Origin of the sequence: Virgibacillus litoralis (assembly GCF_017873675.1) — a bacterium.
GTDB lineage: Bacteria > Bacillota > Bacilli > Bacillales > Amphibacillaceae > Lentibacillus > Lentibacillus litoralis.
In genome coordinates this window covers 1-13,836 of the sequence record NZ_JAGGKK010000009.1, presented here as the reverse complement: position 1 = coordinate 13,836, position 13,836 = coordinate 1, and the positions used below count along the sequence as shown (strand labels likewise).

Sequence of the window (13,836 nt, the reverse complement as noted above, 5' to 3'; positions counted from 1 at the left end):
TCGGGATTAGTTTCCCGATTTTTCTCTTATTCTTCTATTTCGATTCCTAGTGTTTTGTAAGGAACTTTAATTTTAAATGCTAGATTGTTTGCTTCTAAGTCAATATGCTCTACACTAACTTGGAAATTACTTCTGATTTCCATATCTGTTACTGCGAGATAAATCTCCTCCTCTTTTGGATCAACAGCAACCCACTTTGGCATTGGCAAGTACTTTTTCATGTATTCCATTATTTTCTGATTAGGCAATTCCAGTAAACCAATAGAGATAGACTTCTGTTTTAAAATCACGTCACCATTTTCCTGTACAAAGGGTTCAAAATGAACAGAGAGTGGGACTGTAGATGAGAATACGGGAAGTTCCCCGATCAAGTGAACATCCTCATCCAATGTCACTTCATAATGGTGGTTAGTACCTTTTAAAAGTTTATCGGTATATGCATTTACTAACTCATTTAAGTTCTTTTTGGTCGTACGAACGACGAATTCTGAACTTTGCTGCGTTTCATACTCCTCATCAGAAGGTGTTTTTGTGTCGGAAACTGGCCAAAAAATAAGAGCAGCAATACATATTAAGATGACAAAGTTCAAACCTAGTAAAATCAAAAAAAATCGTTTCCATCTATTTTTTGACTTTTTATGTTCCGCCATTCCACTCACCTCCTAGTCTGTTATATGCTCTAACACTCGTTTGGCAATCCGTTGATATCCCTGGTGGTTAGGATGAAAATTATCATCTGCGATCATATCTTTATCTGTATCTTCAAATAGATCAACTGTTGGTATAAATGTCGCATTCTCATATTGTTCTGTAACATTCTTACCTGTGTTATTCCAATTTTCAACAATCATACCAAGTTCTTCAAGATCCTTAAAATATTTTTCAAAGGGATTATAGAAACCTAATAGATATATATCAGCGTCCGAGTTTAACTCTTTGATTCTTTCAAAAATATTTTTTAACCGTTCTTTGTATGCAATCCGTTCTTGAGAGAAATCCTTTATCGTCAAGTCGGAAAAGTTTTCTTTGACGACCTGCATAATATCATTTGCGCCTATTGTAATCAATACGATATCCGCTTCCTCGACTGATTGTGCTATTTTTGGCTCTTCAAGCCGTTTTAATAGCTGGCTTGAGCGGTTCCCGCGTTTCCCATAATTTTCAAATGTCACCAATTGATTATCTTTGTTAATGGTATTATCCAAAATACCAATATAACCACCATCAACTACGTCATCACCGACACCTTGTGTTAATGAGTCTCCTATGGCTGTAACATGCGCTTCTTTATTTGTGAAAAAATCAATAGTACCTTGAAGTGCATCACTTATTATTTCTCTGAATTTAGTGATTGGTTCTTTTGTTTCTTCTTCTGGCTGGTCATCTTCCGTTTCTTTTTCTTTGTCTGGTTCGGTTTCCTGCTGTGTCTCTTCCTGTGAATCATTATCTGTTAATTTATTTATATTTGGTTCAGGTTGATTTATAAATATAATAATAGCTAAACCTATAAGCAGTATACCCAAAATAATAAAAATGTATCTTCTTTTCATGAATCTCACACCTATACTGAAATATTCTACCTATATATATTGAAATGATAATTTGTCTTAGTACATATCACGTTTCATTACTATATATGTACCCTTTATATTTGGCAAGTATCAATATTTTATATTTCGATTGTATTACATTTTGGTCTAATAAAAGATGATTCCCTTTCCCTTCTATGCTTAAACTAAAAAAATTCGCCTTCTGGAGAAGACGAATTTTTTGCAGTTAAGTGGTGAAAATCCTATCGAACTGCATAGGTTCAACCAAGACTTTTACCATTAAGACTTGGTGAAAAGACAATTTCTAAGCTTACATTAAGCTTCAGCGTCGATCCACCCGCAGCGCTGAGAGCGCATTCCATTTATCGCTAAACGGTCGCGTGCGCTTTTGAGCTAGCTATTGCAGTTTGTTCTTTTTTAAATAAAATACAGAAATCCTCAATCATTGCACTTGCAGTAGGGAATGATCCTGCACCTGGTCCTGTGAACGTTAAGTCACCAACTATATCGCCTTTAATATGAATAGCATTGTTTACGCCTTCAACAGCATATAATGGATGCTCTTTTGAAACAGCTTCTGGTTCAACGCTCGCAGTGAGCTTTCCTGTAGCATCATAGCCTATTTTTGCAATATGCTTTAATCGTTTCCCTTCCGTTTGTAGCCCTTGAATGGATTCTTCGGTAATATCACGTATTCCTTTTCTTTTAACATTTTTTAAATCAGGTTGTTTTTCAAAGATAAGTTCGCTAAGAATCATTAGCTTATAATATGCATCAAAGCCTTCAATATCCTTTTCTGGATCTGGTTCTGCGTAACCCCATTTTTGTGCCTCATCCAATGCAGTGGAGAATGTTATATTCTTTTCCCGCATAGCTGACAGGATATAGTTTGTAGTACCATTTAAAATTGCCTGGACATATTGGATCTGATTTGCTTTTAACAGTTGCTGGATAATCTGAATAATCGGTATACCACCAGCTGTTGTAGCATCATATCCAATTTGAACATTATACTTGGAGGCAAGTCTTTTCAACTCTTCACCATGGGTTGCGAACATTTCCTTATTAGAAGTGATGACATGTTTTTTTGCTTGGATACATTCTTTTAGTATTGAAAATGCTGGTTCTTTCCCAACAATTGCTTCAAAGACAACATCGATTTCAGGATTGTTTAAAACAGCATTAACATCTGTTGTAACGTTAGTCTTGGCTGAAATTTTTTGATGTTTGTCAGGATTCTCAATAATAATTGTTAAAATGTTGATGGGGGCTCCGACTAGCTTTTCGAGCCGCTGCCTTTGAATGTGCAGTGTTTGGTAGACTCCACAGCCAACTGTTCCAAGACCGATCAATGCAACATTTATCGGTTTCATCTGTTACCCTCCCTCATTTTTAAAACATGAACCGCAGATCCCCCGATTTCTACACTTAAGCTTCTACTAGCACACTTCTAGAGCCATTTGCTCGAATACGAACCGCTTCCTGATAAATGTTTTTATCTGTAATAACAGAAATCCCAGCAGCTTTTGCATGTTTCACTGTTTCATCTGTATTTTTTGGATTTTCAACCCAAAGAATTTTACCGTCCTTATTAATAAATTGCTCAATAGTTTCTGGTGGTAGAATTTTGTCATAGGACAGAACGGCATCGATTTCAAGTGGCACATCATCTAACTGTTTATATGTTTGCTCATTTAATATTTCTTTTGAAGAAGAACTTATCGGCACAATTTGAAATCCTAACTGCTGTAATTGCTTCGTGCTTTTATAAAAGGAACTAGTTTGATCATCCAGTCCGCTAACCGCAACTACCTTTTGGCGAATACCACCGTCTTTACGGTCAAACGGTGAAGATAAAAGCCATTTGACTGCATCTTCCTCTGTTGCCTGGAATGTTTTTGCTTCACCGGTAGCATTAGCAATAGCCTGGTCTAAATCCACTAATATATCATTGGTTGATTCAAGTCCAATAGAAAGTCTGACTAACTCTTTTGTAACACCACTTTTAACCAGGTCTTCTTCTCCTAATTGCTGGTGTGTAGTTGACGCTGGGTGGATGATTAACGACTTCGCATCACCGACATTGGCAACATGTGACCAGAGTGTAACACCGTCAATCAATTTCCTGCCCGCATCACGGCCTCCCTTTATTCCAAACGTTATAATGGAGCCATAGCCATTCTGTAAATATTTATTAGCTAGTTCGTGTGATGGGTGATCCTGTAATCCAGGAAAATTAACCCATTCGACTGCAGGATGTTTTTGTAAATATGCTGCAACTTCTTCGGCGTTTTTGTTATGGCGTTCAATCCGTAAGTGCAATGTCTCCAGTCCTTGTAAAAGCAGGAATGCATTCTGTGGACTTAGGCAGGCACCTATATCGCGTAGCAGCTGTACGCGCAGTTTGGTGGCGAATGCTGCTGGCCCAATATCGACATAGCGAAGGCCGTTGTAACTCTCGTCAGGTTCAGTGAAGACTGGGAATTTACCGTTTCCCCAATTGAACCTGCCGCCATCAACGACAACGCCGCCGATAGTTGTACCATGACCGCCGATCCACTTAGTAGCTGAATGTACAACTATATCTGCTCCCCATGTCAGTGGCTTCGTATTGTAAGGAGTCGCAAATGTATTGTCAATGATTAATGGAACCCCGTTGTCATGAGCAATCCCTGCAATTTTTTCAAGGTCCAGCACATTTAGACTTGGGTTTGTAATAATCTCTCCGAAAATAGCTTTCGTTTTATCGGTAAATGCAGCACGAATACTCTCTGGGTCTGTTCCATCAACAAATTTAACGTCGATTCCGTAACGAGGGAGCGTATTAGCGAACAGATTATACGTTCCACCGTATAGATTGCTGTCAGCAATGATCTCATCACCACTGCTTGCAAGATTTAAGATGGCCAATGTAATGGCTGACATCCCAGAAGAAGTTGCAACAGCGGCTACGCCATCCTCCAGTAAAGCGATTCGCTGTTCGAATGCATCAACTGTCGGATTCATGATTCGTGTATAAATATTACCTGGTTCTTGCAATCCGAAAAGATTTTGTGCATGTTCGGTGTCCCGAAAAACGTAAGAAGTAGTTTGATAGATAGGTACCGCACGTGATCCGGTTGTTGGATCTGGTTCCTGACCTCCGTGAAGTAACTGTGTTTCCTGATTGTGAAGATGAAAATTTGACATGATAAATTCCTCCTTTAGATTTTACTGTTTTCTGGAGGGAGAGGAGATAATAAAAAGCCCTCTTCCTAAGAAGAGGGCGTAATATGTAACGATCCTCCCCTTATCTTCCAGATCATACTTGACCTGTAGGATTTAGCACCTTACTAAGCATTTACAAAGCTTTTAAGGTTGCCGGGTTTCACAGGGCCTATTCCCTCCACCACTCTCGATAAGAGATGTAACTTTATTGGCAGTTAAGAAAGTATAAATCCTTTCTTACTGCATAAGTGCAACTAAGGCTTGGCGATAAGCCAAGTTTTCTAAAGTTATTGAACATTATATACGTATGAATGATTGTACGTCAAGTGAATTCTGAAAATTGATTTAAATTTTGGCTGCTTTTTAAAGTTTGTTGTTGAATAAAAATAGTAAAAGCTTATCAGCAGTGGAAATATGCAAGGCTTCAAGGAAAATAGAAAGCTGCGCAAGACCCAAGAAGCGGGGGACGAGCTGCTTGCCTGCGAAAGGCAAGTATATTTCCACTTTATCACTAAGAGCCTAATTTTTCACCTTAAGCCGAACTGAACTGCGATGTGCAGAAGACATGTAGATAATTAGTGCTGTCCAGATTAGTGCAAACGATATAAAATGCGCCAGTGAAAAAGTCTCCTGATAAACAAACACACCTAGAACTAGCATGATAGTTGGTGCGATATATTGTAGAAATCCTACCATTGATAATGGGATTCGTTTCGCACCACTTGCAAACAATAATAGTGGAATCGCTGTGACGACACCAGCACCAAACAGTAATAACCCAAAGCTTGAGAACATTGGATCAGCTGCCAATGAACTGCCAGAGATAGATAGTAAATAAATAAGAGCAATAGGGGTTACAATCATTGTCTCGATAGTTAGACCGAACATTGCACTAACATCTACAGTTTTTTTCAGTAACCCATAAATCGCAAAACTGAATGCGAGCAATAGTGATACCCAAGGAAAAACACCATAACTGATTGTAAGATTAATCACACCAATTGCAGCTAGTAGAAATGATAGCATCTGGCCCCGTGTTAATGTTTCTTTTAACACAATCATTCCTAATAAAATACTTACAAGCGGGTTTATGTAATAACCGAGGCTTGCCTGAATTACATGTTCATTGTTAACCGCCCATATGAAGGTAAGCCAATTGATACTAATGGCGATTGATGCGAATGTAATTCCGGTCAGTTTTTTTCTATCGTTTAAAATAATTCTGCATTCCTTTAGGAAGAGCTTCCATTTTTGCACAACTATAACTACAATAATCATGAAAATAAATGACCACAATATACGATGTGCTAATATTTCATCAGGTGGAACCTGGTCTATAAGCTTCCAATAAGCAGGCAGGAACCCCCATAATAAATAGGCACCTGCTGCATATAAAATCCCGATTTTATTGTCCTGATTCATTTTGAAAACCTCATTTCTGCGATGTGTCCAGATTCAAGTAACACTTCCGACATGCATACTACTAAACTAAATAATTCAATCTTCACAGCGTAAAATGAACGCATAAACCTTGAAGGAATAGAAAGGTTGAAGATACACTGCTTGAGTTGACTTTAGATCAACGGTGCGTAGTTAATATATAATGCGAAGTACTTTGTAAAAAGTTGGAGTGCAATGATGCCGCTCCGGAAATACACTTCGCGCACCTAGGGCGGCTGATGAGCCTCAGCTCCCACAGGAGTCTACGTGTATTTCCTACGCTGTTGACTGGAGTAGAAATCCCTATAGAAGAAATGTGTGACAGCATTACACTAGTCCGGGTGAGCGGAGGGCGGTGACTCCAGCGGGAACAGCAACAGCTGAAGATCCCGTAGGAAGCGGTTTTTGCTTCCGAGGAAGCTGAAGCGTTGCCCTAAGGTGCGCATCCGCCCGTAGCGATCCCGGACGGAGTGACGAGAGTTTATAGATTTTATTCCTGCAGTTACTTCGCAGTTTATATCTTATGTGTACAAAAAAACTTTTATCAAGGCAACAATTAAAAACGTTTCGAGATTATCAAGATAGCTGTTTGGGCTTATTCTTTAGATACGAAAGTTGAGTAAGTAAACCAATTCTAGATTTTCTTTCTGAAAAAAGCAATAACTCTGCTCTTAACATTTCATCGGAAAACGCTTTCAAAAAGTTGGTAAATACAATATGATAGTAGTATATGAGATTACTATATTGTTTATCTAGGGGGATTTACTAATGGTAAAAAAACATAAACACTTTGAAACATCGGTTATTCATGAAGGGTACGATTCCAAAGACATGCTTGGTAGTCTTGCAACACCTTTGTTTCAGACTTCAACGTATACATTTGAAACAGCAGAGCAAGGAGAACGACGGTTTGCGGGTGAGGAAGATGGCTATATTTATTCCAGGTTGGGAAATCCGACAGTAAGCGTTTTAGAAGAACGGATTGCAGCTTTGGAAAACGGAGAACGCGGGCTTGCTTTTGGATCAGGAATGGCAGCTGTATCTGCTATTTTGATTGCACTGACAAAGGCGAATGACCATGTATTGTGTTCATCAGGATTGTATGGCTGTACTTTCGGTTTACTAGCAATGATGGAAGAAAAATTTAATATTTCACATGACTTTTCAGCAATGGAAACAAAAGATGAAATTCGTTCATTAATTAAGCCTGAAACGACATGTATTTATGTCGAAACACCAATTAATCCGACAATGAAGCTAATTGACCTTAAAATGGTTGCTGAAGTGGCACATGAAAAGGGAATTCCAGTGGTTGTCGATAATACATTTTCATCACCCTATTTACAGCGACCACTTGAATTAGGCTGTGATGTTGTACTCCATAGTGCAACAAAATATATAGGCGGTCATGGAGATGTAGTGGCAGGGCTTGCTGTTGGAAAAAAAGACTTTTTGGATAAAGTTGCGATGACAACCTTAAAGGATATCGGCGGCATTATGTCACCACTGGATGCGTGGTTATTACTAAGAGGGCTTAAAACACTCCCGATTCGGATTGACCGCCACTGTGATAATGCCGAAAAAATATTTGAGAAATTACGTAATCATCCTAAGGTTGCACGTGTCTTTTATCCGAATGATGAAAGTCATCCGGATTTTCCGATTCGTCAAAAACAGATGAAACGGGGCGGTGGTTTAATTTCATTCGAAATAAAGGGGGCGAAACAGGATGCACAACGAATGCTGAACAACCTGAATTTCCTAAAGATTGCTGTAAGTCTTGGTGATGCGGAGACATTAATTCAGCATCCTTCAACTATGACACATGCCGTTGTACCAGAGGAATCCCGTCTTGATATGGGAATAACAGATCAGCTTATCCGGTTATCTGCAGGTCTTGAAGCCTGGGAAGATATATGGGAGGATCTGGAACAATCTTTGAACAACCTTTAATTATTGTGGTCGTAAATTCCAGGGCTCAAGTGTACCAATTATGGTTTCATTATTATCACTAGTAATAGCATGAATGACACCGCTTGAAATTTCATTATGCGTAAGCCAGCGAGAATGGTTATTTTCTAAAATAAATCCTAAATAGACACGTTTGTACAAACAGTTTTCTGGTACAGGCGTGTTTTCTTTTCCAAAAAAACGGGCACTACCCTGTATATGAATTAATTGCCAATTAGTACTTAAATCTTGTTTGCTTATCATATCCTTAATTAAAGGAAGGGCTTTTGGAGCTGTCGAATGAATCCAGCTGACCACAATGTTAGGTATGCCATTTTTTTTAAACAAGTTTGATAATTCGTTTGATAAACAAGCACTGTTCTGATAATCAACAGAAATCCCATGAAGGCTTTCTGGCTGTCTAGTATCTTGTTTAAGCTTTTTAAGTTTCGTTTTGTTCCGTCCAATAACATATACATGATATTCTTGTTGAATCAGCCAATGACATACATCTTTCAGCATGCCAGTACCTCCAACAACTAATGCGTATTGATTTTTCATTTTTCCACACCCTTTATATATAATACTAGGCTAACGTATTAACCAAAATTATGCTATATTAAAGGATAATGTAACTGCTTGGTAAGGAGAGATATACACGTGAGTTTTTTGTCTGTTTTTTTTGGTTTTATACTATTCTTTAATATTGCACTGGCATTAGCGATTATCTTTCTGGAAAGAAAAGATCCAAGCTCAACATGGGCATGGTTAATGGTATTGCTTTTCATCCCAATTGCCGGGTTTATTTTGTATTTAATTTTTGGTAAGAGACTAAGCTCCCAGAGGATATTCACATGGGATACAAAGAGTAAGCTTGGTGTGAAAAGGGCTGTACAGAAGCAGTTGCGGGCAATAGAAGAAAATAGTTTTAACTTTAAACATAAAGAGTTAATTGAATATAAGGATTTATATTATTTACATCTACGTAATAACGATGCCCTTTTCACACAAGATAATAGTGTGGAAATATATACGGATGGTGAAAAGAAATTTGCTGCATTGCTTGAGGACCTGGAGAAGGCAGAGGATCATATACATTTGCTTTACTATATTATTCGTCATGATAAATTAGGAATGAAAATTTCCGATGTCCTGATTAGAAAGGCGAGTGAAGGTGTTGAAGTACGTGCATTGTATGATGATATGGGTTCAAGAGGAATCAGTAAAAAGTTTCTCAATCGTATGCGTAAAGCAGGGGTTCAGGTTGAATCATTCTTTCCGCCAAAGATACCCAAAGTTAATTTGAAAATCAATTTTCGGAATCATCGTAAACTAGCCATTATTGATGGTACAGTTGGCTATATTGGCGGGTTTAACATTGGTGATGAATATCTTGGCCATAACAAAAAGTTTGGTTACTGGCGTGATACACATTTACGTATTAGCGGTGATGCTGTGCCCAACATGCAGACACGCTTTATTTTGGATTGGAATCAGGCGTCACGTAACGATATTATGTATGAAGACCGTTACTTTGAAGCAGAAAGTGACGGGGATGTCGGGGTGCAAATCGTCTCAAGTGGACCGGATTCTGATTGGGAACAAATTAAAAACGGTTATATCAAAATGATTATGACAGCAAAAGAATATGTTTACATACAAACGCCATATTTCATTCCGGATGAGAGCCTTCGGGATGCATTACGAATTGCCGTATTATCAGGTGTTGATGTAAAGATAATGATCCCGAATAAACCGGACCATCCATTTGTCTACTGGGCAACTCTCTCTTACATTGGTGATTTACTTAATGCTGGTGCAGATGTTTATATTTATCAGCATGGATTTCTTCATGCAAAAACGATCGTTGTTGATGGAAAGATAGCCTCTGTCGGGACCGCAAATATTGATGTGAGAAGTTTTCGATTAAATTTTGAAGTCAATGCATTTTTATATGATAAAGGCTTAGCGGAAAGGTTAGTAGAAGCATTTCACGATGACGTTGCACACTCAACGATAATGACGAGGAAACTATACGCCAAACGCTCATTAGGAGTCCGGTTTAAAGAATCGGTATCCAGATTACTTTCACCCATACTGTAAGGAGTAGATGGGGGTTATATCGGGTAAGATATATTAAGATAATATTATTTAGGAGAGATTTAAATGGAAAGTAAAGCATGCTCATATTCATTAGCAGTAAAAACATCACACGTTTTGCCGCCAGATACGAATTCACATGGTACATTATTTGGCGGGAAATTAATGGCCCATATAGATGATGTGGGTGCGATTGCTGCAGGGCGGCATGCCAGAAAACCGGTTGTTACTGCATCAACTGATTCAGTAGACTTTTTGGCTCCAGTAAAAGAAGGTGATACCATCTGTGTTGAAGCGTTTGTAACATGGACTCACAATACATCAATGGAGGTGTTTGTGAAGGCTGTTACAGAAGATTTGCTGACAGGTGATAGAAAAGTTTGCACAACAGCTTTTATGACGTTTGTAGCAGTTGATGAAGATGGACACCCAACACCAATACCATCTGTTTATCCTGTAACTAGTCAGCAAAAGAATTTACACGAATCTGCACCTGTTCGTGCTGAGAGACGGAAAGAACGAAGAAAGCATTCGAAAGAGGTAGCCTCTACATTTGGTACAGATTTTCCTTGGAACCAAGGGCTTTAGGGTTTTATTTCCATTTTGATAAAATATAAATTTAAGATATAATTGCTTTAAAGCAGGAGCCATATTTTACTGGCTTCTATTATTTTTTTCGAGAAAGATTACAGACCAAGAAATTGGGGAATAAATCTTTAAATATGGTTTGAAAGGGGAACACTCATTATGGAACTCTTTGAGAAACTACTAGGAATAGCAAACGAAGTGATGTGGACATATATTTTAATAGCAGCCTTGATCGGGGTTGGACTTTGGTTCACTATTAAAACGAAATTTGTTCAATTTCGTTATCTGCCAGAAATGTTCCGCGTATTATTTGATAAACGAACAATTTTTGCTTCAGGAAAAAAAGGTACATCATCATTTCAGGCATTTGCAATAAGCGCTGCATCACGCGTTGGCACCGGGAATCTTGCCGGGGTTGCGTCGGCGGTTGCAGTTGGAGGCCCTGGTGCTATATTCTGGATGTGGCTGATTGCGTTACTAGGTTCAGCTACAGCATTTGTAGAAAGTACACTTGCACAAGTTTATAAAGTTCCAGAAGCTGATCAATATCGAGGCGGGCCTGCATATTATATGGAAAAAGGGCTTAATAAGCGCTGGCTTGGGATAGTTTTTGCAATCACCATTACATTTACATATGGGCTTGTATTTAACTCTGTTCAATCCAACACAATAAGTCTTGCCTTCAATGGTGAATTTGATATAAGTAAAAATGTAATGGCTATAATTCTGGTTCTTTTGACGGCAATCGTTATATTTGGCGGGCTAAAAACCATCGCAAATGTAACGCAAATCATCGTTCCGGTGATGGCAATTCTGTATATTATCATAGCTATTTATATTCTTGTTATTAATATAACTGCTGTTCCTGACATGATTTCATTAATTTTTGCCAATGCATTTGGTATTCGTGAAATTGCTGGCGGTGGATTTGGTGCTGCCATTCTAATGGGAATTAAGCGTGGCTTATTTTCCAATGAAGCTGGTATGGGTAGTGCGCCAAACGCTGCTGCCACTGCTGAGGTTTCCCATCCGGCCAAACAAGGGCTGATTCAAGCATTAGGTGTATTTTTCGATACGATCCTTATTTGCAGTGCGACAGGTTTTATTCTGATTTCTGCAGGTGGGATTTACGGAAGTGAAGCGGACGGAATTCAATTGACACAAAGTGCATTCGAATTCCATATTGGTGACTGGGCTGCGGTCTTTATAGCAATCGCAATTTTCTTTTTCGCCTATAGTTCTATTCTTGGAAACTATTACTATGGGGAAAATAATATTGGTTTTATTAAAGAAAGCAAGACAGCACTATTTATCTATCGTATCGCTGTATTGGCAATGGTAGTATTTGGTGCAATCGCTACATTCGATCTAGTGTGGGCGATGGCCGACCTGACAATGGGAATTATGGCGCTGATTAACCTCTATGCCATTTCCAAGCTGTTTAAAATTGCGAATCGCGTTTTGCAGGATTACCGCGAACAGCGGAAGGCGGGTAAAGATCCCGTGTTTTATCGTGATACACTGGATGACCAGACAGGTATTGAATTCTGGGGCCGTGAGCAAACATCGGAAAAAGAAGAATAATTATGATGGTGCTGTCTGCTCTCAGTTGAGGGAGCAGGCAGTTTTTAATGTTTGACAGCTGAATTAGGTGAATTCGCTGAAGTTGTCACAGTATCCGCTGAAGTTCACAATGATTCCGCTCAAGTTGTCACAAAATCCGCTGAAGCCCACAATTAAATCGCTGAAGTTCACAATTGCAACTCCAGCAAAATTAAATTTGCATCCTCAATGGAAAACGCTTACAATATAAAGTAAGAAAATTTCAACATTGAGGTGCGATTATGTTTTCACATCGAAAACTGCAACATTCACTCACTAACAATAACGGATATCCAGGAGGCATGGTTTAACGACCATAGCCTCCTTTTACTTTGCGCGCTTTATTATAGTAAAGCGATGATACGGAGGTGCAGTATGATTATTTTAACAGAGGGAACGTTGTCACTGGATGAGGTGAAACGAGTTGTTTATGACAATGAGCAGGTAGCTTTATCACAAGATACCAAGATAAACTTAACATCGAGCCGAAATACCGTCGAGAATATGCTTAACAAAAAAAAGACCATGTATGGCATTAATACTGGTTTTGGGAAGTTCAGTGATGTCTTAATTGCTGAGGAGGACTTGGATGAACTGCAGTTAAATCTGATACATTCGCATGCATGTGGTGTCGGTGATCCATTCCCAGAAACAATTAGCCGGACGATGCTGCTGTTAAGAGCCAATGCACTTGTAAAAGGATACTCGGGAGTGCGGCCGCAGCTTATAAATCAATTTATCGCGCTGATTAATGCTGGGATTCATCCGGTTATTCCCCAACAGGGTTCACTTGGAGCTAGCGGTGATCTGGCACCACTGTCACACCTTGCATTGGCTTTACTTGGTGAGGGGGAAGTTTTCTATAATGGAAAACGGATGAACACGATGAATGCGTTAAGAGATGCAGACATCCCATCGATAACTCTTAAAGCAAAAGAAGGGCTTGCGCTTATTAATGGGACACAGGCAATGACCTCTGTTGGTGTGGTTGCCTTTTTGGAAATGGATAAGCTGCTCCATCAAAGTGAACTGATTGCAGCTATGACAATGGAAGGATTAAACGGAATAATGGATGCATTTGACCATGACTTGCATCAGGTACGTGGCCATCAGGAACAAATTGATGTAGCAGCACGAATCAGCGAAATTCTCTACGACAGCAATCTTACAACAAGGCAAGGTGAAATCAGGGTGCAGGACGCATATTCATTAAGGTGCATTCCACAAGTTCTTGGAGCATCATGGCAAACAGTCAACTATGTAAAAGAAAAGCTGGAAATTGAAGTAAATGCCGTAACCGATAAGGTACTGCACCCTAAAAGTTAGAGTTAAAAATCTAACTTTTAGGGTGTTTTTATATGGCTAAATATAGCAAAGAGTTCAAATTGAATATTGTAAA

The 13,836-nt window shown here is 38.9% G+C and carries 10 protein-coding genes, 1 pseudogene and 1 riboswitch; of the genes and pseudogenes, 5 read left to right on the top strand and 6 right to left on the bottom strand.

Annotation, left to right across the window (positions count from 1 at the left end; translation table 11 throughout):
- Positions 1 to 26: 26 nt before the first annotated feature.
- From J2Z82_RS09110 to rarD, 5 genes are all read right to left on the bottom strand, one after another.
- Positions 27 to 650: a YpmS family protein gene (locus J2Z82_RS09110; RefSeq protein ID WP_209480494.1), complete on the bottom strand. Its 624-nt coding sequence runs from the start codon at positions 648 to 650 to the stop codon at positions 27 to 29.
- 12 nt (positions 651 to 662) lie between these two features.
- Positions 663 to 1,550, bottom strand: a complete 888-nt coding sequence (locus J2Z82_RS09105; RefSeq protein WP_209480493.1) for a GDSL-type esterase/lipase family protein — start codon at positions 1,548 to 1,550, stop codon at positions 663 to 665.
- Positions 1,551 to 1,918: 368 nt separating this feature from the next.
- Positions 1,919 to 2,923: a homoserine dehydrogenase gene (locus J2Z82_RS09100; RefSeq protein ID WP_209480492.1), complete on the bottom strand. Its 1,005-nt coding sequence runs from the start codon at positions 2,921 to 2,923 to the stop codon at positions 1,919 to 1,921.
- A gap of 55 nt (positions 2,924 to 2,978) precedes the next feature.
- A complete protein-coding gene (locus J2Z82_RS09095; RefSeq protein ID WP_209480491.1) occupies positions 2,979 to 4,739 on the bottom strand; it encodes a PLP-dependent aspartate aminotransferase family protein in 1,761 nt (586 codons plus the stop codon).
- Positions 4,740 to 4,836: 97 nt separating this feature from the next.
- A riboswitch (SAM riboswitch) is annotated at positions 4,837 to 4,954 on the bottom strand.
- A 322-nt stretch (positions 4,955 to 5,276) separates the two neighbouring features.
- Positions 5,277 to 6,179, bottom strand: coding sequence for an EamA family transporter RarD (gene rarD, locus J2Z82_RS09090; RefSeq protein ID WP_209480490.1), 903 nt, complete (start codon positions 6,177 to 6,179; stop codon positions 5,277 to 5,279).
- Between the two features lie 786 nt (positions 6,180 to 6,965).
- Here rarD and megL point away from each other — a divergent pair.
- On the top strand, positions 6,966 to 8,150 hold the full coding sequence (megL, locus tag J2Z82_RS09085; RefSeq protein ID WP_209480489.1) for a methionine gamma-lyase: 1,185 nt from the start codon (positions 6,966 to 6,968) through the stop codon (positions 8,148 to 8,150).
- Here megL and J2Z82_RS09080 read toward each other — a convergent pair whose 3' ends face one another.
- The gene (locus J2Z82_RS09080; RefSeq protein WP_209480488.1) at positions 8,151 to 8,708 is read right to left on the bottom strand and encodes a short-chain dehydrogenase; all 558 of its coding nucleotides are present in this window, start codon (positions 8,706 to 8,708) and stop codon (positions 8,151 to 8,153) included.
- Between the two features lie 99 nt (positions 8,709 to 8,807).
- Here J2Z82_RS09080 and cls point away from each other — a divergent pair, with 99 nt between their 5' ends.
- From cls to J2Z82_RS09060, 4 genes and pseudogenes are all read left to right on the top strand, one after another.
- A complete protein-coding gene (gene cls, locus J2Z82_RS09075; RefSeq protein WP_209480487.1) occupies positions 8,808 to 10,250 on the top strand; it encodes a cardiolipin synthase in 1,443 nt (480 codons plus the stop codon).
- Between the two features lie 63 nt (positions 10,251 to 10,313).
- On the top strand, positions 10,314 to 10,835 hold the full coding sequence (locus J2Z82_RS09070) for an acyl-CoA thioesterase (RefSeq protein ID WP_209480486.1): 522 nt from the start codon (positions 10,314 to 10,316) through the stop codon (positions 10,833 to 10,835).
- A gap of 159 nt (positions 10,836 to 10,994) precedes the next feature.
- A complete protein-coding gene (locus tag J2Z82_RS09065; RefSeq protein ID WP_209480485.1) occupies positions 10,995 to 12,419 on the top strand; it encodes an alanine/glycine:cation symporter family protein in 1,425 nt (474 codons plus the stop codon).
- 393 nt (positions 12,420 to 12,812) lie between these two features.
- Positions 12,813 to 13,748, top strand: a pseudogene (locus tag J2Z82_RS09060) (aromatic amino acid lyase); the annotation flags it as partial.
- Positions 13,749 to 13,836 lie beyond the last annotated feature (88 nt).